Consider the following 23,042-nt stretch of genomic DNA (forward strand, 5'->3'; position numbering starts at 1 on the left):
CCCGTTTCGACTACACTCCGGCGCCCGAGATCCTTTTCCCGCCTCGCGCGTTCCCCCGGCGAGGCCCAGGCGACACGCGCGTGCCGGACGAGAGCGACGAGCGGCTGATGCTCCGGTTCCGGGACGGCGACGCCCGGGCGTTCGAGGCCCTCGTGCGCCGCCACCGGACGCCGATCTTCTCCTTCCTGCTCCGCCTGACCCGCGATCGCGGCCGGGCGGAGGACCTCTGCCAGGACACGTTCCTGCGGGTGGTGAAGGCTTCCGGCGCCTGGGAGCCGCGCGCCCGCTTCCGCACCTGGCTCTACGCGATGGCCCGCAACCTGGCGGTGGACGAGTCGCGGCGCATGGCGTTCCGCCGCGCCAGCTCGCTCGAGGCGGACCCCGCCGCCTCCGCCCTGGCCGCGGACGATCCGGCGCCCGACCGCGCGGCCGACGCGGCGCTCGTCCGCCCGCTCCTCGAGGCGGCGCTCGCGTCGCTGCCCGAGGAGCAGCGCGAGGTGTTCCTGCTGCGCGAGCACGCGGGGCTCAGGTTCCCGGAGATCGCCGAGGTCACCGGCGCGCCGGAGCCGACCGTGAAGAGCCGGATGCGCTACGCGCTCGAGGCGCTGCGCGAGCGGCTCGCGGCGATGGGCGTGGAGCCGGAGGTGGCCGCGGGCGGCCCCGCCTCGACCCGGAGCGCGGCACCATGAGCGACGAACGCTTCCACGAGCGCCTCGGGGCGCGGCTGCACGACGCCATCCTGGAGCACGCGTACGGCGAGCTGCCGGCGGGCGAGGGGCGGGCGCTGGAGCGCCATCTCGAGGCGTGCGAGGCCTGCCGCGCCGAGCTCGGGCGCATCCGCGGGACCCGCGCGCGCATGTCCGGCCTGGAGGAGGCGCCGGCGCCCGAGCGCGGCGAGGCGGTGCTCCTCGCCGCGGCGCGCGAGGCCGCCGATGCGCGCAGGCGGCGGCGGCGCCTGCCGGCGTGGACGTGGGGCGCCGCGCTCTCCGCGGTGGCGCTCGTCGCGGTGGGCGCGGTCTCCTACCGGCTGCTCGCGCTCCACCCCGGCCCCGCGCTCCGCGACGATCCGGAGGCGCTGCTCGGCCGCGCCGCCGCGCCCGCGCCGCAGGCCGGGACCGAAGCGGCCACGCCCGCCGCGCCGGAGGCCCCGGCCGCCGCCGCGGCGCCGGTGGCCGGACCGGACGACGTCCGCGCCGAGCGGGCCCGCCCCGCCGCCCCGCCCGCGCCGGAGCGCCGGCGCGAGCCCCCGCGTCCGCTCGGCGCGGCGAAGGCGGCGCCGGCCGCTGCGCCAGCTGCCGCGCGCGCCGGCGAGCCGGAGGCTGACGCGCCCGTGGCGCCGCGCACCTTCCGCGCGCCTGCCCCCGCGCCCGCGCCCGCGACCGCCGAGCGGACCGTCGCCCCGCCCGCGCCCGCGCCGACCGCCGAGCGGACCGTCGCCCCGCCCACGCCGGAGCCCACGCCGGCGACGAGGGCCACGCCCGCGCCGGCGCCGCGCGCCCTCCGCGCGGAGGCCACCGAGGCCGCGCCGCCGGCCGCCGGCTCGGCGCCGGCCGCGACGCTCGAGGCCGTGCCCGCGCCCGAGCACGCGGCGGGCGCTCGCCGGGCCGCGACCGCGGCCCGCGGGCAGGCGCCGGACGCCGCCGCCGCGCCGGCGGGATCCAGCGCGCTGGCGCGGTGGCGCGCGCTGCAGCAGGCGGGTGCGCTGCGCGGCGAGGTGGTGACGTTCACCGACTGTGACGGCGAGGCGTGGCGCAAGGTGGAGCGCGACGCGCAGGGCCGGGTGGTGCGGTACGTCCGCCACGGCCGGCTGGCGGGGCGCGCCTTCGAGGCCGACCTCTACTACGGCGAGGACGGCGCGCTGGCGCTGGCGCGCTACCGCGAGGAGGGCGGCCCCTGGCGCGAGGCGCGGCCGCCCGGGACCGACGGCGCGATCCCCGAGGCCGCGCTCCGGCCCGCCCGCGCCGCGGATGCGCGCGCGGACGCGCCGCCCCGCTGCGGCCCCTGATGGACCGGCTCGGCGCCGAGGCCGCGCTCCAGCCCGCCCGCGCCGCGGACGCGCGCGCGGATGCGCCGCCGCGCTGCGGCCCCTGATCCCTCCGTCCGCGCCGCCGTCGACCACCGGCGCCGCCCTGCGCGCCCCGGCCTCGCTCTTCGCGTGGACCCCGCCCCGGCGCGCGCCCCCGCGGCCGCGCCGGACGGCGGCCGCCGGGAGGGGCTACACTGCTCGCATGGCGCGCATCCTCTACGGCGTGGCGGGGGAGGGGATGGGGCACGCGGTCCGCTCGCGGGTGATCATCGATCACCTCGCGCGCACGCACGACGTGCAGGTCGTCGTCTCGGGCCGCGCGCACGACTACCTGAAGGCCCGCGAGCGGGATCGCCTGGGCGTGAACCGGATCTGGGGCCTCTCCATCGTCTACGAGGACAACGAGGTCCGGAGCTTCCGCACCGTGCTGAAGAACGTCGGCGGCGCGGTGGCGGGCGGGTGGCCGCGGAACGTGAAGGCCTACTTCGACCTCACCGAGTCGTTCCGGCCGGAGGTGGTCGTCTCGGATTTCGAGACCTGGAGCTACCTGTACGCGCGCACCCACGGCCTGCCCTGCATCTCGGTGGACAACAACCAGGCGGTGAACCGCTGCGACCACCCGCCGGAGATCCTCTCCGGCCACGAGGCCGAGTACCTGGTGGCGAAGGGCGTGGTGAAGGCCAAGCTCCCCGGCTGCTTCCACTACCTCATCGCCACGTTCTTCCAGGCGCCGGTGGCGAAGCCGCGCACCAGCCTCCACCCGCCGGTGCTGCGCCCGGAGATCCTGGCGGCGCGCGCCGAGCCCGGCGCGCACCTGCTCGTCTACCAGACCTCGACCTCCAACGAGGCGCTGCCGGAGATCCTGCGCGGCGCCGGCGTGGAGTGCCGCGTGTACGGCCTGCGCCGCGAGCTCACCCAGGACCTGCGCGAGGGCAACCTCGTCCACCGCCCGTTCTCCGAGGCGCGCTTCGTGGAGGACCTGCGCACCGCGCGCGCGGTGATCTCGGGCGGCTCCTTCACCCTGATGACCGAGGCGGTGTATCTCCACAAGCCCATGCTGGCCATCCCGGTGAAGCGGCAGTTCGAGCAGGTGCTGAACGCGCGCTACCTCCAGGCGCTCGGCTACGGCGCCACCGCCGACGACCTCGACGCGCGCGTGCTCGACGGCTTCCTCGCGCGGCTGCCCGAGCTCGAGCGCGGCCTCTCGCGCTACCGCCAGGACGGGAACCGCGAGCTGCTCGCGAAGCTCGACGACGTGCTGGCGCGCGCGCTCGACGGCGGCGCGCCCGGGGAGCCGCGGGCGTGAAGGTCCGGGTGGTGGCGGTGGGCCGGGATCGCTCGGGCCTGTACGCGCCGGCGGTGGACGAGTACGCGAAGCGGCTCGGCCGCTACCTGCGCTTCGAGCTGGTGGAGGTGCCGGAGGCGCGCAAGCTCGCCGGCACCGCGGGCGCGAAGGGCGAGGAGGGCGCGACGCTCCTCGCGAAGGTCGGGCCGCGCGAGCGGGTGGTGGTGCTCGACGAGCGCGGCGACGAGCTCACCAGCGTGGCCTTCGCCGAGCGCGTGCGCCGCTGGATGGAGCGCGGCCAGGACGTGGCGCTCCTCATCGGCGGGTCGGACGGGCTCGCGCCGGAGGTGCTGGCCCGGGCCGACGAGCGGCTGGCGGTGTCGCGCTTCACGCTGGCGCACCGGCTGGCGCGGCTGGTGCTCGTCGAGCAGCTCTACCGCGCCATGACCATCCTCCGCGGCGAGCCCTACCACAAGTGAAACCGGCGCGCTGCCCCGCGCCCGCGGGCCCCGCGCACCCATGGGTCACGGCGGTGGGCTTGCGCGCCGCCGCCCGCGCTGCGACAACCAGCCGACCACCTCGGGAGCCCACATGACGCGCCTCCGCACGCCCGCCGCGCTCGCCCTGTCCCTCGCCGCCCTCGCCTGCGGCGGCGGCGGGAGCGACTCGCCGCCGCTGCCCACCGCCTTCACGCTGTCCGGCCACATCGCGGCCACCGCCGGGCAGGACGTGGACCGGGACGTGGCGGACACGTCGACCACGCGGACGCCCAACGACTCGGCCGCGCAGGCGCAGCCGCTCGCGTCGGTGACCACGCTGGGCGGCTGGGCCAGCGCGGCGGCCGGCGCCTACGACACGGGGCTCCCCTACCCGGCGGATCCGCAGGACTGGTACCGGGCCACCCTCGAGGCAGGGCAGACCGTGGTGCTGGAGGTCGCCGACACCGCCGCCACGTTCGAGCTCTGCCTGTTCTCCGCCGACGGCACGACCAGCATCTCCTGCGCCAGCTCGGGCACGGGGACGCCGGTGCTCACGGTGCCCGCGGCCGCCACCTACCTCGTCCGCGTCCGCGCGGCGAGCGGCCTCTCCAACTACGCGCTCACCCTGGGCGTGAACGGCGCTGCGGCGGTCGCCGGCGCGGCGCCGCACCTGGCGCTCCCGTTCGTGCCCGGGGAGCTGGTGGTCCGCTTCCGCGACGACACACTCGGGGTCGCCGCCGCCGGCGACCTGCGGCAGCGCGCCGCCGCGCTGGGCCTCACCGCGCTGGCGGGCGCCCGCGGCCGGGCCGCGCTGCTCTCCATGTCCGGCCCCGAGGCGCGCGCGCGCGCCCTCGCCGCGCTCGGCGTCGAGCCGCTCGCGCCGGATGCGCTCGGCGCCGGCGCCGATCCGGTGCTGGCCGAGAAGTGGGACACGCTCCGCGCCATCGCGGCGCTGCGCCGCCGGGCCGACGTGGAGAGCGCCGATCCCAACTTCGTGTTCCAGCCGGCGAGGGTCCCGACCGACACGTACTACAAGTACCAGTGGCACTACCCGCTCATCTCGCTGCCGCAGGCCTGGGACGTCACCACGGGCGTCGCGGGCGCGGTGGTGGCGGTGGTGGACACCGGCGTGTTCCTCGCGCACCCCGACCTCTCCGGCCAGCTCGTGACCGGCTACGACTTCATCCGCGATCCCACCATGGCGAACGACGGGAACGGCATCGATCCGAACCCGGACGACCCGGGCGACGCGGCCACGCCGGGCGGCAGCTCCTGGCACGGCACCCACGTCGCGGGCACGGTGGCCGCGCGCGCGGACGGCTCGGGCGTGGTGGGCGTGGCGTGGGACGCGCGGGTGATGCCGCTCCGCGCGCTCGGCGTGGGCGGCGGGACCTCCTACGACATCGTGCAGGCGGTGAGCTACGCGGCCGGCCTCGCCAACGACTCCGGCACGGTTCCGGCCACGCGGGCCGCGGTGGTCAACCTGAGCCTCGGCTGCCAGGGCTGCTTCTCGTCCACCGAGCAGGCCGTCTACAACGCCGCGCGCAACGCGGGGGTCATCGTGGTCGCCGCGGCGGGCAACGAGGCGTCGTCCGCGCCGGGCTACCCGGCCGCGTACGCGGGCGTGCTCTCGGTGAGCGCGGTCGACATGAAGGGCGCGAAGGCGCCGTACTCGAACACCGGCAGCACCGTGGACCTCGCCGCGCCGGGCGGCAACACCGCGGTGGACCTCGACGGGAACGGCTACGCCGACGGCGTGCTCTCCACGCTCGTGAAGGACACCACCGGCACCCGCGAGCCCATCTACGCGTTCTACCAGGGCACCTCGATGGCCGCGCCGCACGTGGCCGGCGTCATGGCGCTCGTGAAGTCGGTCTGCCCGAGCCTTGCCCCCGCGGCGGTGGATCAGCTGCTGCAGGAGGGACAGCTCACCCGCGACCTCGGGACGCCCGGCCGCGACGACACGTTCGGCTGGGGCCTCGTCGACGCGCTGAAGGCGGTGCAGGCGGCAGCGACGAGCTGCGGCGCGCCGCTGCCGCCCTCGCTGTCGGTGACCCCGGGGCGGCTCGACTTCGGGCCGGCCGACGCCACGCTGCAGCTCCAGGCGGCGAAGGTGGGCGAGGGCGCGCTCACCGTGACCGCGGTCTCCGACGACGCCGCCTGGCTCACCGTCACGGCGCCCGGCGTGGACGCGAGCGGCCTCGGCGCGTACGCCGCCGCCGTGGACCGGACCGGCCTCGCCGACGGCCGCTACGCCGCCAAGATCACCTTCACGCCGTCGGTGGGTGACCCGGTGGTCATCCCGGTGACGCTGCAGGTCGGCGCCGCCGCGGCGGCCGGCGACGCCGGCTACCTCTACGCGCTGCTCGTCCGCGAGGGCGTGAGCGGCCCGGAGCTCGTGAAGCAGTGGAGCGGCGCGGCGTCGGGCGGCAGCTACGCCTTCCGCTTCGACGGCGTCTCCGCGGGCACCTACTACCTCGTGGCCGGCAGCGACATGAACAACGACGGCTACATCTGCGACGCGGGCGAGTCCTGCGGCGCCTGGCCGACGCTGGGCGTCCTCACGCCGCTCGGCGCGAGCGGCCCGCGCTCCGACCTCGACTTCAGCGTCGCGTTCGACCCGGCCGTCGCCCCGGTGGGCGCGGCCGCGGGCGCGCCGGTGGGCGCCCGGGGCCTGGCGCGGCAGCCGGCGACGAAGGGCGTGGCCGGGCTGCGCTAGCGGCAGGCGGGCGCGCTCCCGGGCCGGGCGGCGTTGCCTCCGGCGCCGCCCGGGCCGATGTTCCTTGAGGCGGAGCGGCCGGGCACCTAACATCTCCGGTCCCTACCAGCCGGAGAGGTGCCCGTGCCGAAGACGAAGCCCGTCCTCCTCGTCGTTCTCGACGGCTGGGGGATCCGCGCAGCGCGCGAGGCGAACGCGATCGCGATCGCCGGAACCCCGAACATGGACGCGCTCCAGCGCGAGTTCCCGCACGCCGCCCTGGAGACGAGCGGCCTGTCGGTCGGCCTGCCCGAGGGGCAGATGGGCAACTCCGAGGTGGGCCACACCAACCTCGGCGCCGGCCGGATCGTCTACCAGGACCTGGTCCGCATCAACCGCGCCGTCGAGGACGGCAGCTTCTACAAGAACGACGCGCTGCTGCTCGCCTGCCGCCGCGCGCGCGAGGCCGGCGGCGCCCTGCACCTGCTCGGTCTGGTGTCCGACGGCGGGGTCCACAGCCACGTGGAGCACCTCCACGCCTGCCTGGAGCTGGCCCGCCGCGAGGGCGTGGCCCGCGCGTACGTCCACGCGTTCATGGACGGCCGCGACACGCCGCCCAAGTCCGGCCTCGACTACCTCGCCGCGGTGGAGCGCCGCCTCGCCGCCACCGGCTACGGCAAGGTGGCCACCGTGACCGGCCGCTACTGGGCCATGGACCGCGACAAGCGCTGGGACCGCGTGGCGCAGGCCTACGCGGCCCTGGTCTCGGGCGAGGGCTTCAAGGCCGCGTCCGGCACCGCCGCGATGGAGGCGGCCTACGCGCGCGGCGAGACCGACGAGTTCGTGAAGCCCACCGTGGTCGTGAACGGCGACGGGAAGCCGGTGGGCGCGATCCGCGACGGCGACGCCATCCTGTTCTTCAACTTCCGCGCCGACCGCGCCCGCGAGATCACGCGCGCGTTCACGCAGGACGGGTTCCACGACTTCGAGCGCAAGGCCGTGCCCCGGCTCTCGGCGTACGTGTGCATGACCCAGTACGACGAGACGTTCACGCTGCCGGTCGCGTACGCCCCCCAGGACCTCACCGAGATCTTCCCGGAGATCGTGGCGCGCGCCGGGCTGCGGCAGCTCCGCACCGCCGAGACCGAGAAGTACGCGCACGTGACGTTCTTCTTCAACGGCGGGCGCGAGACCGTCTTCCAGAACGAGGACCGCATCCTCGTGCCGAGCCCCCGCGACGTGAAGACGTACGACGAGAAGCCGGAGATGAGCGCGCGCGAGGTCACCGACAAGCTGGTCCAGGCGCTCGGCACCGGCCAGTACGGCTTCACGCTGGTGAACTACGCCAACCCGGACATGGTCGGCCACACCGGCCTGCTCGACGCGGCGGTGAAGGCGGTGCGGGTGGTGGACGAGTGCGTGGGCCGGCTCTGGCAGGCGGCCCGCAAGCAGGGCATGGCCATGCTCGTCACCGCCGACCACGGCAACTGCGAGATGATGACCGACCCGGTGACCGGCCAGCCGCACACCGCGCACACGCTCAACCCGGTGCCGTTCATCCTCGCCGATCCGGACCTCCGCGGCGCGAAGCTCCGCGAGAAGGGCGTGCTCGCCGACGTGGCCCCCACCGCGCTGCAGGTGATGGGGCTCCCGCAGCCGAAGGAGATGAAGGGCCTCGGCCTCGTGATCCGCTAGCGCCCACGCGCCGTCCGGCGGACCCGGGCGGCGCCGCGGCGCGCCCAATGCCTTCACCCGGAGAGAACCCAGGATGCTCCGCGCCGCCGTCCGCGCCCTGCTCGACCTCGTCTACCCGCCCCGCTGCGCCGCCTGCGGCGAGCCGGTGGCCGAGGAGCCGTTCTGCGAGGTGTGCGCCGGCGCGCTCGAGCCGGTCCCGCCGGGCTGCGACCGCTGCGGCGCGCCCGGGCCGGGGCCGGCCTGCGGCGCGTGCCTGGCCGCCCCGCCCGCGTTCGACGTGGTCCGGGCAGGCGGGCTGTTCGGAGGGCCGCTCGCCGACGCGGTGCACGCGCTGAAGTACGGCGGCCGGCCGGACCTCGCGCGGCCGCTGGGCGCCTGGCTCGCGGCGCGCGTCCCGCTCCCGCCGGGCGCCGCGGTGGTGTCGGTCCCGCTCGGCCGCGCCCGCCGCATCGCGCGTGGCTACGACCAGGCGGCGCTGCTCGCCGACGCGCTGGCGCGCGCCGCCGGCGCCCGGGGCCGCCGCCTGCGCGGGGTGCTCCGCCGCGCCCGCGAGACGGCGCCGCAGGTGGGCCTGGGCCGCGCCGAGCGCGCCCGCAACGTGGAGGGCGCGTTCCTGGCCGGCCCGGCGGTGGCCGGCCGCGACCTGGTGCTCGTGGACGACGTCGTCACCACCGGCGCGACCGCCGACGCGGCGGCGCGCGCGCTCCGGGCGGCGGGCGCCCGGTCGGTCACGGTGGTCGCGCTCGCCCGGGCCGAGTGACGCCGAAGCTGCGGACCGGCGGCGGGACCGGGGTTACACTCGCTCCTCGCATGCTCGCACGCCTCGCCGCCCTGCTCGCGCTCTGCCTCGCCTGGACGGGGTCCGTCCGCGCGCTGTCGCCGCTCCCGCCGCCCACGGGCCTCGACCCCGAGGCGGAGCGCGCCGCCGCGGCGGTGGCGGCGCTCGACCGCGAGCGTCGCGGGCCCCGCGGCCTCGCCGCGCTGGCCGAGCTGGACGCGCTCGCCGACGACCTGCCCGAGCTCGCCCACCTCGCCGCTGCCTACGCCCGGGCCGCCGACGACCGCGAGGCGCACCCGGAGGTCCGCGCGCTGGCGCGCTTCCGGCTCGCCGAGGTGGAGCGCGCCCGCGGCAACCTGCAGAAGGAGGCGGCCAGCCTGCAGCGGCTCGGCTTCGTCGCGCGCTGGCGGGTGCTCGGGCCGTTCGACGACGAGGGCAAGCGCGGGCTCGCCGAGGCGTTCCCGCCCGAGAAGGCCGTGGACCTCGCCGCCCGGTACCCGGGCAAGGTGCGCGAGGTGGCCTGGCGTGCGCTGCCGGACGACGCGGTGGTGGACGGGTTCGTCCACCTGGGCGCGGCGCTGCGCCCGGCCCGCGAGGTGGTGGCGTACGCGCTCGCCGAGGTCGAGGCGCCGCGCGAGGTCGAGGCCCGGCTCTGGCTCGGCGCGAGCGGCGCGGCGCGGGTCTGGGTGAACGGCGCGGTGGTGCTCACCGACGCGGACTACCACCCGGCCCGGCTCGACCAGCGCGCGGTGGGGGTGACGCTCCGGCGCGGCGCGAACCGGATCCTGGTGAAGCTCTGCCACCAGGACGGCCGCATGGGCTTCTACCTCCGGCTCGCCGACGCGCGCGGCGAGGGGCTGGAGCTGGCGGCCGCGGATCCGCGCGGCGCCGCGCTCCACGAGGTCCCCGCCCCCGGGCCGACCGCGCCGGTGCCGCCCGCGGTGGCGGCGCTGGAGCAGCGGGCGAAGGCCGCCCGCGGCGCGCGCGCCGAGGCGGAGGCCCGGCTCGAGCTGGCGCGGGTGCTGGCGGCGCGGCAGGGCGGGGACGTGCAGGAACGGCGGGCGGCGGCCGAGGCGCGCCGCGCGGCGCTGCTCGCGCCGGGCTGGGTGGAGGCGCAGCTCGAGGCGGCGGCGCTGGAAGAGGACCACGGACGCCGGCGGCAGCGCATCGAGGCGGCGCTCGCGGCGGCGCCGGAGGATTCGCGGGCGCTGCGGGCGCTCGGGCAGGAGGAGCTGGATCAGGGCCGCCCGCAGGCGGCGGCCCGGCTGCTCGAGCGCGCGGTGCGGGCCGCGCCTGGCTGGGCGGCGCCGCGCGTGGAGCTCGCCGAGGCGCTCTCCCGGGCCGGCCTGGAGGCGCGCGGCGCGCTGCTCGCGGAGGCGACCGCGTCCGCGTTCGCCACGGTGCCCTCCGCGGTGCGGGCCGCGGCGCGGTCGGCGCGGCGCCTGGGCCGCACCGAGGAGGCGTCGGCGCGCAGCCGCACGCTCGTCGCGCTCCGGTTCGACGACGCGCAGACGCGCGCCGCGCTGGCGCAGATCCTGGCCGATCGCGGCGACGTGGCCGGCGCGCGGGCGCTGCTCGAGGAGGCGCTGCGCCTCGATCCCTCCGACGCGTACCAGCGGCTGCGGCTCGGCGACCTGCTCGCGGCGAGCGGGCGCGGGGAGGAGGCGGAGCGCGCCTACGCCGCGGCGCTCGCCCTCGCGCCGGACGAGCCGGACGCGTGGGAGCGGCGCGGCCGCGCGCGGCTCTCGCAGGGCCGGGTGAAGGACGCGCAGGCCGACCTGCAGCGCGCGCTGGAGCTCCGGCCGCAGAGCCCGGAGCTGAAGCTCCTGGTGCGGAGCCTCGAGCCGGCGCGCGAGCCGTTCGAGCGCCCCTACCTGCTCGACGCGCGCGCGCTGGCCGCGGCCGCCCCGGCGCCCGAGCCGGACGAGGACGCGCTGGTGCTGGGCGAGCTGAAGGTCACGCGGGTGCTGCCCTCGGGCCTCTCCTCCACGTACACCCAGACCGTGGTGAAGGTGCTGACGCCCCGCGGCGCCGACCAGGCGCGCCGGCAGACCGTGTCCTGGTCGCCGGACCGGCAGGAGGTGCGGGTGGAGCGCGCGCGCATCCTGAAGCCGGACGGGACGGTGATCGAGGCGCACGACGAGTCCGAGCGGAGCGCGAGCGAGCCCTGGTACCGGCTCTACTACGACCTGACCGCGCGCACGCTCTCGTTCCCGGCGCTCGCGCCCGGCGACGTGCTGGAGGTGGCCTGGCGGCTCGAGGACGTGGCCGGGGAGAACCTGCTCTCCGACTACTTCGGCGACCTCACCTTCGTGGACGACACCACCCGCAAGGCGCGCTTCGAGTACGTGCTGCTCGTGCCGGCCGCGCGCGCCATCCACGCGAACGCGCCCGCCGGGATCGCGCACGCGCAGCGCACGCTGCCCGGCGAGGTGGTCGAGCACCGCTGGTCCGCCCGCGACCTGCCCCGCGTCGTGCCCGAGCCGGGCATGCCGGGCTGGAGCGAGGTGTCGCGCCACGTCCACGTCTCCACGTACGCGAGCTGGGACCAGGTGGCCCGCTTCTACTGGGGGCTGGTGAAGGACGCGGTGCGCCCCACCCCGGAGGTGCGGGCCGAGGCCGAGCGGATCGCGGCCGAGGTGCTGCGGGCTCGGCGCGGCGAGGGCACGCGCGTGGCGCGCGCGCAGGCCGCTGCGAGCGCGCTGCCGCCGCCCGGCGGCTGGGACCTCGAGACGCAGCGCGCGCTCACCCGCGCCGTCTACGACTTCGTGGTCTCGCAGACCCGTTACGTGGGGCTGGAGTTCGGCATCCACGGCTACAAGCCGTACCGGGTGGACCAGGTGCTGCAGCGCCGCTTCGGCGACTGCAAGGACAAGGCGAGCCTGCTGCGCGCCATGCTGGAGTCGATCGGGATCGACGCGCGACTGGTGCTGCTGCGCATGCGCCGGCTCGGCCGCCTCCCCGAGGCGCCCGCGTCGCTGGCGGTGTTCAACCACGCCATCGTGTACGTGCCGGCGCTCGATCTGTGGCTGGACGGCACCGCCGCCTACTCCGGCTCCGGAGACCTGCCCGGCGAGGACCGCGGCGCCACCGTGCTGGTGGTGAACCCGGACGGCAAGCCGCGCTTCGCCACCGTGCCGGAGGCGCTCCCCGAGCAGAACCGCGGCGAGACCCGCTTCGACGTGGCCCTCGCCGCCGACGGCTCCGCCGCGGTCCGCGGCGCCTGGCGCGTCACCGGCGCGGAGGCGCCCACCTACCGCCGCGCCTACCTGGTGGAGGAGCAGCGGCGCGCCCAGCTCGAGCAGAGCTTCAACCGCAGCTTCCCCGGCGTGCGCGTCGCCTCCGTGACCGCCTCCGACCTCACCCGCCTGGAGGACGACGTCACCATGCAGTTCGCGCTGGAGGTCCCCCGCTTCGCCCGGCCCGACGGCGCCGGCCTGCGCTTCTCGCCGTTCGGCGCGGCGCGCGGCTGGGGCGAGAGCTGGGCCGCGCTCTCCTCGCGGCGGCACGACCTCGACCTGGGCAGCCCCGCCGAGACGGTGTTCACGTACCGTCACACGCTGCCCGCCGGCTGGCGGATCGCCGAGCTGCCCGACGGCGACGCGGCGAGGACCCCCTACGCCAGCTTCGAGGTCCGCTACCGCCGCGAGGGCGCGGCGCTCGTGGCGGAGGCGCGCGTCCGGCTGGAGAAGGGGCGCATCCCGGCCCGCGACTACCCCGCCTTCCGCGACCTGACCTCGCGCATCGACCGGGCCTTCGCGCGCAAGGTGCGCATCGTCCCGGCCGAGGAGGCGGCGCGATGAGCCGCGCCGTGCGCCGGGCCGCGCCGCGGTTCACCGGGGTCGCCGCGCTCGCGGCGCTCGCGCTCGCCTGCGCCGGACCGCGCGCCGAGCAGGCCGAGCCCGGGCGCGCCACGCGCGAGGGTCTGGCAGCGCTGGAGCAGAACGACGTGGCCCGCGCCGAGGCGCGGCTCGGGCCGGCCTCGCGGGTCCGCGACCCGTGGGCGCGGTTCGGCGCGTCGCTGCTCGCGCGGCGGGCGCTCGACGGCGAGGCGGAGGTGCAGCGGCTGCTCGCGGCCGTGGAGGCCGGGCCGGACGAGCCCATCGCGCTCGTGGCCCTGCGCAGGCTCTCTGAGCTGGCCGAGCGCGGCCCGGCGCTGGCGGCGCAGGTGGACGCGGGCGTGCTGCGGCTCGGGGCGGGCGGCCGCCTGCGCGGGCTCGCCGCCTACCGGGTACGGGTGGCGCGGGTGACCGCGGCGGAGGTGCTCGGGGATCACGAGGCCGCCGCCCAGGCCCGGCGCGAGAACGGCGCGGTCCCGGTCTGGTCGATCGCCGGGCCGTTCGCGGCCCACCACGCGCTCGACTTCGGCGCGCCCATCCCGCCCGACCGCGGAGAGCTGCCGGCCTCGGTGCCCGGTCGTGCCGGCGGGCCCGCGGTGCCGACCCGCGCGCTCCCCGCGCCCGACGGCACCGTCGCGCTCGACGGCGAGCCGGCGGGCGGGGACCTGTTCGCGCTCGCCACCGACGTGGACCTGGCCCGCGGCGGCCGCTACCTCGTGACGCTCGGGACGCAGCTCTCGGCCCGCCTCGTCGTGGACGGCGCGCTGGTGCACGAGCGGCGCGCGTTCGGGGCCTGGCTCCCGGGGCTCGTGCACCTGCCGGTGGAGCTCGCGCGCGGCCGGCACCGCGTGGTGCTGGAGGTGACCCGCGGCGGGCCGAGCACGGGGATCCACCTGGCCTTCGCGCGCGCCGACGGCGCCGCCTCCGACGCCCGCTTCGCCGCGCCGGCTCCGGGCGCGCCGCCCGCGCCGGCCGCCGCGCGGTCCCGCGCCGAGCCGGCGCTGACCCCGCGGGCGCTGGCGCTCGCGCTCGAGCCGGACGTCGGGGCGGCCACCGCGCGCCTGCTGGCGGCCCGGGACGCGATGGTGAACGACCGCGAGGCGGCCAAGGTGCTGCTCGCCGAGGCGCTGGCCCTGCGCCCGGAGGCGGCGGCGCTCCGCGCGGCGCGGGCGGACGCCGCGGTCGACGACCCGAGCCTCGACGAGCAGGTGGCGCGGGCGCGCGCCGAGGCCGACCTGCGCGAGGCGCTGCGGCTCGACCCGGGCGACGCCGAGGCGCGCGTGGAGCTCGCGGCCCTGCTGCGCGGCGCCGAGCGCCACGACGACGCCGAGGCGGTGCTGGCCGGCCTGGCCCCCGAGGCGGCCGCCCGGCCCGCCGGGATCGCCGCCCGGGCGCGCGCGGCCCAGGCCCGCGGCTTGCTGGAGCGCGCCGAGGGGCTCGCCGCCGAGGCGCTCCGCTCGGCGGGGAGCTGCGACGCGGCCGACCTCGCCTACGAGCTGGCGGTCCGGCGCGGCGCCGCCGCCCGCGAGGACGAGGCCATGGCGGTGCTCTCGCGCTGCCGGGGCGGTCGCGAGCGCCTGGCGGGCCACCTCAGGCGGCGCGGCGATCCGGTGGCGGAGCGGGCCGCGCTCGACCCGGTGGTGCGCGCCCGGCCCTGGGCGGTCGAGCCGGGGCTGACCCGCGCCGACGCGCTCGTCGCCTCGGGGGAGACGCGCCGCGCCGTCGCGGCGCTGGAGGCCATCGCGGGGATCTGGCCGCGAGACGCCCGCGTACAGCGGCGGCTCGCCGACGCGCGCGAGCTGTCCGGGGACGCGCCCGGCGCCCGCGCCGCGCGCGAGCGGGCGCTGGCGCTCGAACCGGGCGACCTGCAGCTCCGGCGGGCGCTCGCGCTGGAGGACGGGACCGAGGTGCTCGCCGACGTGGCGGCGGACCCGCGCGCGGCCATCCGCGCGTACGAGGCCGCCGGCCGGCGCAACGGCGCGTCCACCGTGATGGTGCTCGACGCCGCCTACGTCGACGTCCACCCGGGCGGCGCCGCCACCGAGCGCACGCAGCAGCTCGTGCACGTGCTCGACCAGCAGGGCGTGGAGCAGTTCGGCGAGGTGACCGTGCCGGCCGGCGCGGACGTGCTCGCGCTCCGCACCATCAAGCCCGACGGCACCACGCTGGAGCCGGAGCGGGCCGGGAGCGCCAAGGGATCGATCTCGCTGGCCGGGCTCGCGCCGGGGGACTACGTGGAGCTCGACTACGTCCGCGCGGCGCAGTCGCCGCCCGGCCTGGAGGGCTACGTCGCCGATCCCTTCTACTTCCAGGTGCCCGGGAGCCGGCTGTTCCGGTCGCTGTACGTGGTGCGCGCGCCGGCGGGCCTCGGGCTCGAGGCCGATGCGCACGGCATGCCGGCGCCCGTGCCGGTGCGGGACGGCGGGCGAGAGGTGCTCCGGGCCGAGCGGCACGACGTGCCGGCGATCGTCCCGGAGCCGGACGCGCCGGGCGGCGCCGAGTACCTGCCGTTCCTCGCGGTCGGGACCGGCGGCGGGCGCGCGGCGCTGCAGCGCGCGATCGCCGACGCGCTGCCGGAGCGCACCCGCGCCACCGCCGAGCTCCGCGCGTTCGCGCGCGAGATCGCGGCGGGCGGCGGCGGGCCGGCCCAGCTCGCGCGCGCCGCCTACGCCCGGGTGGCGCAGGCGGTGCTCGGGTCGGGCGGCGGGATGGGCGAGGACGCGAGCGTGGCGCTCTCGCGCGGGCGCGGCAGCCGGCTGGCGGTGCTGAAGGCGGTGCTCGCCGAGCTCGGCATCGAGTCGCGCGTGGCGCTGGTGCGGCCGTACAGCGCCGATCCGGCGCCCTACCGCTTCCCGGCGCTCGGCCTCTACGCCGCGCCCCTGCTGCGGGTGCGCGCCGGGGGCGCGACCTTCTGGCTCGACCCGACCGCCCGGCACGCGCCGTTCGGCGCGTTCCCGGCGGTGCTGGCGGGGTGCGAGGCGCTCGTGCTGCCGGAGCCGGGCGAGGCGCCGGAGGTGGACCGGACGCCGGAGAGCCCGCTGGTGGAGGAGGGCCGGGAGACCACGGCCCGGCTGGTGCTCGCCGCGGACGGGTCCGCCGAGGCGAGCGGCACCGATCGCTACCTCGGCTACGGCGGCGCGGAGCTGAAGGCCGCGCTCGAGCGCCTCGACGCCGCGCAGCGGCGCCAGGCGGTGGAGGGGATGCTGGGGCGGGTGCTGCGCGGCGTGACCGTCACCGAGGTCGCGTTCGCGGGCGAGGACGATCCCGCGGCGCCGCTCGAGATCCGCTGGAAGGCACGCGTGCCGGAGCTGGCGCGGGCGGTGGAGGGCGGGCTGGTGCTGGACCAGCCGCTCTTCCCGGCGCGCCTCGGCGCGCGGCTGGTGGGCGTCGCGGCCCGCCGGACGCCGCTCCTCCTGCCCACGCCCGAGCGGCAGGTGCAGCGGGTCGAGGTGGTGCCGCCGCGCGGCCTGGCGGTCGTCGCCGACGCGCCGCGCACCGCGTCGTCGCCCTCGGGCAGGTTCACGCAGACGGAGCGGCTGGACGGCGGCGCGCTGGTCCGCGAGGAGCGCCTCGACCTGCGCCGCGGGCGCATCGCGCCGGAGCACTACGCCGAGCTGGCCGCGTTCGCGGCCGCGGTGGACCAGGCGCAGGAGCGGCCGCTGCTCCTCGCACGCTGACCCACGCCGGTGCATACCCGGGGTCGGGGTCCACCCTGGGGCAGCAGCGCCACGAGTCGCGTGATCTCGCGCAGATCCGCGGCGTGGCCGCGCGGCGCGTGCGGCACGCGCGCTGCATTTCCGGCGGGCGTGCTTCATCGGGTCCGTCCTCCCGAGGAACGCCCGGCGGCAGCTCCCCCCGCTCGCCGCCGCGCCGTCACCTCGTGAGCCCGCGATCCGCGCCCGCCCACGCGCCGTCGCCCCCCCGACGTGCAGCGAACCGCGGCGCGGATCGCGACCCGGACCGGAGCACACCGGAGGGCGCCCGCTTTCCCCGGGCGGGCGCCCTCCGGGCCTCTCTCCCGATCGGCCCGGTGCGCGTGCTCAGCTGGAGGGCGCCGCCGCGGGCAGCGCGTCCACGAAGCGGACCTCGGCGAACCCGAGGCCGAGCAGCAGCCCGCGGATGGCCCGCTCCGCCGACGCCCGCGCGCGGGCGCGGAGCGCCGCGTCCGCCTGCACCTCGCGCTCGAACGCGGCGCGGGCCAGCTCCAGCAGGCGCGCGGTCTCGGCGGAGTCGAGGTTCGAGCCGATCACCTCCGTCTCGCCCGGCCGCAGCGCGATGCGGACCTCGACGGGCGGCAGCGCGATCTCCGCGGTGCGCCCGGTCACCCGCACGCGCGAGGCGTCGAGCCGGGCCAGGTCGAGCCCGAGGTGCGCGTCGGCGAACACGATCGCCTTGCCGTGCGGCGTGCGGAACACGTGGCGCAGCCAGCCGGCCACGTCGCCCCACAGCGACCCCGCCTCGGCCGGCTCGGGCGAGAACGCGACCTTCTTGTAGAGCGTGACGTCGAGCGCCTCGAGCCGCGCCACCTCGCGGATCCGGGTGGCCACGGCGGGCGGATCGGGCAGGGCGGGGGCGCGTCCGAGCCGCAGCGCCAGGCCGAGCCCGGCGCCCGCCGCGAGGCCCAGGACGAGGAGTGCGAGGAGCCGGCGCATCCGCCGATGCTACCGCGGCCGCCGCGCCGACGGTGCGCCGCGCCGCCGCGCGCTGCCGCGCCCACCGGCGCGCACACCGGCGCGCCGCGTCTTCGGGGACGGCGCCGTCGACTTCCGCCCCGCCGCGGACGGCGCCGCCTTCCGCGCCGGCCGCGGCTTCGACGGCCGCGCGCCCTTCCTGCCCGGGCGCGCACCCGTCCCGGCCCTCGCCTTCGCCTTCGCGGCCTTCGCGGCCTTCGCGGCGGCGCCGCGGGTTCCCCGGGCCTTCGCGCCCGCCCGGCGCGGCGCGCGCGCCTTCGCCGCGCGTGCGGCCTGCGCACGGACCGCCGCGTCGAGCGCGAGCCGCGCCCACGGGAGCATCGCCTCGGCGTCCTCGTGCGCCTCGTCGGGCGGCCGGTAGTAGCTCGTCTCGTACATGCCGGGGTAGATCCACATCCGGCAGCCCGCCTCGAGGAACCACGGGCGCGTCTCGCCGTCCGTCTTGAGGAACAGCTCGTCCCCGTCGAGCAGGCCGAACATCAGGCCGTCGCAGTACAGGCCGACGCCGCCGAACATCCGGCGGGCCTGGACGGGACCGAGCGCGGAGACGAGGTCGACGGCGTGGTCCACGAACGAAGGTGAGATGGGCATGTCGGCGCGCCTCCCGGTGCCGCCGAGCGTACCTCACTCGAACAGCCGCTCCGAGATCGCGCTGTGCAGGTCGAGGCCCCGGCTGGTGAGGACCAGCGCGCCATCCCGCCGCACCGCCAGCCGGTGCCGCACCAGGTCGGCGGCCTCGCGCGTCTGCGCCGGGCCGAGCGCGGCGAGCGGCGCGCCGTCGCGGGTCCGCAGCGCCAGCATGAGCCGCTCGTTCCGGTCGGCGCGCGCGTCGATCCGGTCCTCCTCGGCGGTGGGCAGCCGTCCCGCCTCCACCGTCGCCAGCCAGGCGCCGGCGTCGCGCAGGTTGCCGTAGCGCACCGAGCCCGCGTCCCCGCGCCGGCAGCCGTACGCGCCGGCGCCGAGGCCGAGGTAGCTCTCGTGCCGCCAGTAGAGGCCGTTGTGGACCGACTCGCGGCCGGGCCGGGCGAAGTTGGAGATCTCGTAGCGGCGGAGCCCGAGGCGCCGGAGCGCCGCGCGCAGCGCCGCCGCCTGCGCCAGCGCGTCCTCGTCGGAGGGGAGCGGCAGCCGGCCCTCGCGCCGCATGCGCGCGAGCGGCACCTCCTCGGCCATCACGTCGGGATCGAGCGTGAGCGCGTAGGCGGACACGTGCACCGCGCCGGCCTCCACCGCCCGCTCGGCGTCGCGCCGCGCGGTCTCCACGCTCGACCGGCGCGCGCCGTAGATGAGGTCCACGCTCACGTTGCCGATGGCGGCGGCGGCCTCGCGGATGGCCTGCTCGGCGCGCTCCGGCCCGTGGCGGCGGCCGAGCTTCGCGAGCACGCCCGGGTCGAACGACTGCGCGCCGACCGAGATCCGGTTCACCCCGGCGGCCCGCCAGGCCTCGAGCCGCGCCGGGTCGCTGGACTCGGGGTTCACCTCCAGCGTGACCTCGGCGCCGCCGGGGAGGCCGAACCGGTCGCGGACGGCGGCGAGGACGTCGCGGAGCTCGTCGGCGTCCCAGAGCGAGGGCGTGCCGCCGCCCAGGTAGACGCTCCGGAGCGAGAGGCCCTCGAACGCGGGCGCGCGCAGCCCGAGCTCGGCCCGCACCGCGCGCGCGTACCGGCCGGCGCCGGGCGGGCGCTCGGTGGTGACCGCGAAGTCGCAGTAGGGGCAGCGGTGCGTGCAGTACGGATAGTGCACGTACACGCCGAACGGGCGCGCCATCCCGGGGAGGATAGCGCGGCCGCGCGGGCGGCGCCGCGCCGCCGGTCAGCGCCGGTCGCGCCGGGCCACCTGGAACGGCCCGCGCTCCTCCGCGGAGAGGCCGGCCTGGCGGGCGAGCGCGGCGGGCAGGCGCGGCCCGGCCGACACGATCATGGCGGCGCGCTCGAGGAGCAGCTTCCGGACGCGTGCGTGGTCGTCGCGCCAGGGCGACGCGCCCGCCGCGCCGAGCGCGACCGAGAGCTCGCCCTTGCCGGCGAGGTGGGCGAGGACGCCGGGGCTGCGCGCGAGGGCGGCGTCGGAGAGGTCGGCGGCCACGTGCCGGTGGGTGCGGGTCCGGGTGCGGGGATCGTCCCCCCGGCGCACGAAGGTGAGCTCGGAGCTGGCGAGCGGCGCGCGCCCGGCGCCGAGGTCGGCGCGGCCGAGGTGGCGGAGCGTCCCGTCGGGCTGGACGGTGAAGTAGCGCAGGCCGGTGGGCTCGTACCCTTCGGCCGCGAGCGCGGTCAGGAACAGCGCGAGCTGCACGGGGAACTCGCCGGGCCGCGAGGCGCCGCGGGCCGTCGCGCCCTCGCCGCGCAGCAGCGCCTGCGCGCCGGCGCGCACCGCGGCGAGCCCCTGCCGCAGCCGCTCGGGCGCGAGGCCGGCGAGGACGCGCGGGTCGCCGGCGGGCGCGGCCGAGAACGTGGTGACGTTCTTCAGATCGGGGAACGCGCCGAGCGCGGTGAGGAGGTCGGCGCCGCCGGGCACCACGGCGGTGCTGGGCAGGCCGGCGGGGCGGAGCGGCGCGAGCGCCTCGAGCGCCTTCGCGCGCGGGCCGGTCCGGAACGCCTCGAGCGCCCTCCGCTGCTCGGCGCAGAACGCGCCCACGACCTGCGCGTCGAGGCCGGCGGGCGCCGGGCCCCGGCAAGCCACGAGGTCGAACAGCCGGCGGACCTCGGCGCCGAGCTCGGCGGGCGGCTCGGCGGCGGGCGCGGGCTCGTCGGGGATCTCGCACGGCTTCACCGGGACGCAGGGCGGCTCGCCGGGCGCGCCGGCGGGCGGCGGGGCGTGCTGCGCCGCGGCGGGGCGGGCGGCCGCGAGGACGGTGGCCAGGGCGGCCGCGCAGGCGAGGGACGAGCGCGAGGAGGCGGGCATGGACCTCCTCTAGCACGCGTCCCAGGGGCGCGCGACGCAGCCGCGGGTGCGCGGCGCGCGAAACCGCTGCGGCGCTGCACTTTCCGTCTGCCCGCGGCGGGCGGCGAAAGGCCCGCGCGGGGGGTTCCCGGTTGTCGACATCGGCGGGCGGACGTGGTTTTCTCCCGCCGCAACGCGGAACCCCAGCACCGAGGAGACGCATGGCAGAGCCGAGCACGGTGGTGAAGCCCGAGGTGGAGCAGAAGGAGTTCAGGCCGTACATCGGCGCGGATCGAACGCTCCCCGAGTTCACCCCGAAGGCGGTGCTGCTGGGCGCGCTGTTCGGGATCCTGTTCGGCGCCGCCACGGTCTACCTGGCGCTCAAGGCGGGCCTCACCGTCTCCGCCTCCATCCCGGTCGCGGTCATCGCCATCTCGCTGGGCCGGAAGGTCTTCAAGACCTCCATCCTCGAGAACAACATCATCCAGACCACCGGGTCGGCGGGCGAGTCGATCGCGGCGGGCGTGGTGTTCACGCTCCCGGGCTTCCTGTTCCTCTCGGCGGGCCCCGGCGGCTCGTCGGTGGGCGCGGGCTACTTCAGCTACGTCACGCTGTTCACGCTCTCGCTGGTGGGCGGCATCCTGGGCGTCCTCATGATGATCCCGCTGCGGCGGTCGCTCATCGTGAAGGAGCACGGGCAGCTGGTCTACCCGGAGGGCACGGCCTGCGCCTCGGTGCTCATCGCGGGCGACAAGGGCGGCGACTTCGCGAAGACGGCGTTCCAGGGCGTGGGGTTCGCGCTCGGGTACGCGCTCCTGCAGAAGGTCTTCCACGTCATCGCCGAGACGCCGGCCTGGGTGACGAAGCAGACGAACAAGTGGCTGCCGAACGCCACCGTGAACGGCGAGATCACGCCGGAGTACCTGGGCGTCGGCTACATCATCGGGCCGCGCATCGCGGGCGTGCTGGTGGCGGGCGGCGTGCTGGCGTGGCTGGGGCTCATCCCGCTGCTGTCGGTGCTGGTGCCGGGCGAGGTCATCGCGCGGCAGCTCGTCAAGGTGGGCGCGAGCCCGGAGGGCTTCGGGTTCGACGCGGCGGCGGGTACGTTCGCGAACCTACCGCGCGCGGTGTACCTCGCCTACATCCGCCAGATCGGCGCGGGCGCGGTGGCGGCGGCGGGCTTCATCACGCTGCTCAAGACGTTCCCGACCATCGTCAGCTCGCTGCGGGACTCGATCCGCTCGCTGGGCGACAAGGCGGGGGCGGCGTCGGTGTCGCGCACCGAGCGCGACCTCTCGTTCGTGACGGTGATCGTCGGCTCGATCGCGCTGGTGGTGCTGCTGGTGGCGCTGCCGCAGGTGCCGGGCGACACGGTCCTCAACAAGCTGCTCACGGCGGTGCTCATCATCGCCTTCGGCTTCATCTTCGTGACGGTGTCCTCGCGCATCGTGGGCATCATCGGCTCCTCCTCCAACCCGATCTCGGGCATGACCATCGCGACGCTCATGGCGACGGCCATGGTGTTCGTCTCGGTGGGCTGGACGGGCGCGGCCTACGAGCCGATGGCGCTGGTGGTGGGCGGCATGGTCTGCATCGCGGCCGCGAACGGCGGCGCGACCTCGCAGGACCTGAAGACGGGCTACCTGGTGGGCGCGACGCCGCGCGCGCAGCAGCTGGCGCTGTTCGTGGGCGCGATCGCCTCGGCGACGGTCATCGGCGTGACGGTGAAGGTGCTCGACACCCCGACGGCGCGCATGATCTCCGAGGGCATCACCGAGCACGCCATCGGCTCCTCCTACTTCCCGGCCCCGCAGGCGACGCTCATGGCGACGCTCATCAAGGGCCTGCTCTCGCTCAACCTCGACTGGCACTTCGTGCTGGTGGGCGCGTTCATCGCCATCACCATGGAGCTGTGCGGCGTGAAGTCGCTCTCCTTCGCGGTGGGCCTGTACCTCCCGCTCTCCACCACGCTCCCCATCTTCGTGGGCGGCGCGCTGAAGGGCGTGGCGGACTTCGTGTCCCGCCGCAAGGGCGGCGCGGGCGAGGAGGGCGAGCTGGGCAGCGGCAGCCTGTTCGCGACGGGCCTGGTGGCGGGCGGCGCGCTGTTCGGCGTCATCGTCGCCTTCCTGCAGGTGTTCGCGGAGGGCACCATGAAGACGCTCGACCTGCAGGAGTCGATCGTCCACGCGATCGGGTCCACGGGGTACGCGGTGCTGGGCGTCGTCTTCTTCGCGGCGCTGGCCGCGGTGCTCTACCGCGCGGCGCGGAAGCCGCAACCGGGGCTGGAGGCCTAGTCCTCCGCCGCGGGGGCCGCGGCGGTCCGGCGGGGCTCGCCGGGACTTGCGTTCGGGCTGATGGGGTGGCGTGGCCGCGGGGGCCGGTCCCGGGGGGATCGGCGGCGCGGCTGCGCTCCGCGCGGCCCGGGGCGTGGCGGTCGGGGCGGCGTCTGCGCGCGCTCGGGGGCCGCCTGCAATCCCGGACGCGCCGGCCGCGCGATGAGGCCGCGCGGCCGTCACGTCGATTGCAGTGCGGGCCGCTGGGGTGGCGGTGCACAGGGCGCGCTCCGCTCCGCCGCGCCGCGACCCCCCGGGCCCGTGCCCCGGGACGGGTGGGTTGTCGTGGCGGGGTGGATGTGGCGGGGTGGCCTACTGGAGTGACCGCGGTCGAGTGGATGCGG

The 23,042-nt window shown here is 77.7% G+C and carries 14 protein-coding genes; 10 read left to right on the forward strand and 4 right to left on the reverse strand.

Going from position 1 to position 23,042, the window contains the following annotated elements; all coding sequences use genetic code 11:
* The first annotated feature begins 80 nt into the window (after positions 1 to 80).
* From A2CP1_RS01250 to A2CP1_RS01290, 9 genes are all read left to right on the forward strand, one after another.
* Complete coding sequence (locus A2CP1_RS01250) at positions 81 to 689, forward strand: RNA polymerase sigma factor (RefSeq protein WP_012631673.1); 609 nt, start codon at positions 81 to 83, stop codon at positions 687 to 689.
* On the forward strand, positions 686 to 2,005 hold the full coding sequence (locus A2CP1_RS01255; protein ID WP_012631674.1) for an anti-sigma factor family protein: 1,320 nt from the start codon (positions 686 to 688) through the stop codon (positions 2,003 to 2,005). The genes A2CP1_RS01250 and A2CP1_RS01255 overlap by 4 nt, the downstream gene beginning before the upstream one ends.
* Before the next feature lie 223 nt (positions 2,006 to 2,228).
* Positions 2,229 to 3,332 (forward strand): glycosyltransferase family protein, encoded by a 1,104-nt coding sequence (locus tag A2CP1_RS01260; RefSeq protein ID WP_012631675.1) that lies wholly within the window; start codon positions 2,229 to 2,231, stop codon positions 3,330 to 3,332.
* Entirely contained in the window at positions 3,329 to 3,790 is a 462-nt protein-coding gene (rlmH, locus tag A2CP1_RS01265; protein WP_012631676.1) for a 23S rRNA (pseudouridine(1915)-N(3))-methyltransferase RlmH, read from the forward strand. Before A2CP1_RS01260 ends, rlmH begins: the two co-directional genes overlap by 4 nt.
* 112 nt (positions 3,791 to 3,902) lie before the next feature.
* The gene (locus A2CP1_RS01270; RefSeq protein ID WP_012631677.1) at positions 3,903 to 6,509 is read left to right on the forward strand and encodes a S8 family serine peptidase; all 2,607 of its coding nucleotides are present in this window, start codon (positions 3,903 to 3,905) and stop codon (positions 6,507 to 6,509) included.
* 123 nt (positions 6,510 to 6,632) lie between these two features.
* A complete protein-coding gene (gpmI, locus tag A2CP1_RS01275) occupies positions 6,633 to 8,183 on the forward strand; it encodes a 2,3-bisphosphoglycerate-independent phosphoglycerate mutase (protein ID WP_012631678.1) in 1,551 nt (516 codons plus the stop codon).
* A 73-nt stretch (positions 8,184 to 8,256) separates the two neighbouring features.
* Entirely contained in the window at positions 8,257 to 8,943 is a 687-nt protein-coding gene (locus A2CP1_RS01280) for a ComF family protein (protein WP_012631679.1), read from the forward strand.
* Positions 8,944 to 8,993: 50 nt separating this feature from the next.
* Positions 8,994 to 12,764, forward strand: a complete 3,771-nt coding sequence (locus A2CP1_RS01285; protein ID WP_012631680.1) for a DUF3857 domain-containing protein — start codon at positions 8,994 to 8,996, stop codon at positions 12,762 to 12,764.
* Complete coding sequence (locus A2CP1_RS01290; RefSeq protein ID WP_012631681.1) at positions 12,761 to 16,477, forward strand: DUF3857 domain-containing protein; 3,717 nt, start codon at positions 12,761 to 12,763, stop codon at positions 16,475 to 16,477. Before A2CP1_RS01285 ends, A2CP1_RS01290 begins: the two co-directional genes overlap by 4 nt.
* Before the next feature lie 363 nt (positions 16,478 to 16,840).
* On the opposite strand, the gene A2CP1_RS01295 is transcribed toward A2CP1_RS01290, so the two are convergent.
* Genes A2CP1_RS01295 through A2CP1_RS01310 form a run of 4 tightly spaced genes read right to left on the reverse strand, consistent with a single transcriptional unit; the run spans position 16,841 to position 20,386 of the window.
* Positions 16,841 to 17,452 carry a DUF4230 domain-containing protein gene (locus tag A2CP1_RS01295; RefSeq protein WP_012631682.1) on the reverse strand — a complete coding sequence of 204 codons (612 nt, stop codon included), beginning with the start codon at positions 17,450 to 17,452 and terminating at the stop codon, positions 16,841 to 16,843.
* A 9-nt stretch (positions 17,453 to 17,461) separates the two neighbouring features.
* On the reverse strand, positions 17,462 to 18,082 hold the full coding sequence (locus tag A2CP1_RS01300) for a TfoX/Sxy family protein (RefSeq protein ID WP_012631683.1): 621 nt from the start codon (positions 18,080 to 18,082) through the stop codon (positions 17,462 to 17,464).
* 33 nt (positions 18,083 to 18,115) lie between these two features.
* A complete protein-coding gene (locus A2CP1_RS01305) occupies positions 18,116 to 19,255 on the reverse strand; it encodes a coproporphyrinogen-III oxidase family protein (protein WP_012631684.1) in 1,140 nt (379 codons plus the stop codon).
* 45 nt (positions 19,256 to 19,300) lie between these two features.
* Complete coding sequence (locus A2CP1_RS01310; protein WP_012631685.1) at positions 19,301 to 20,386, reverse strand: hypothetical protein; 1,086 nt, start codon at positions 20,384 to 20,386, stop codon at positions 19,301 to 19,303.
* Positions 20,387 to 20,586: 200 nt separating this feature from the next.
* On the opposite strand from A2CP1_RS01310, the gene A2CP1_RS01315 reads away from it, so the two are divergent.
* Positions 20,587 to 22,659: an OPT family oligopeptide transporter gene (locus tag A2CP1_RS01315; RefSeq protein WP_012631686.1), complete on the forward strand. Its 2,073-nt coding sequence runs from the start codon at positions 20,587 to 20,589 to the stop codon at positions 22,657 to 22,659.
* Positions 22,660 to 23,042 lie beyond the last annotated feature (383 nt).

It is taken from the genome of Anaeromyxobacter dehalogenans 2CP-1 (genome assembly GCF_000022145.1).
Classification (GTDB): Bacteria; Myxococcota; Myxococcia; order Myxococcales; family Anaeromyxobacteraceae; genus Anaeromyxobacter; species Anaeromyxobacter dehalogenans.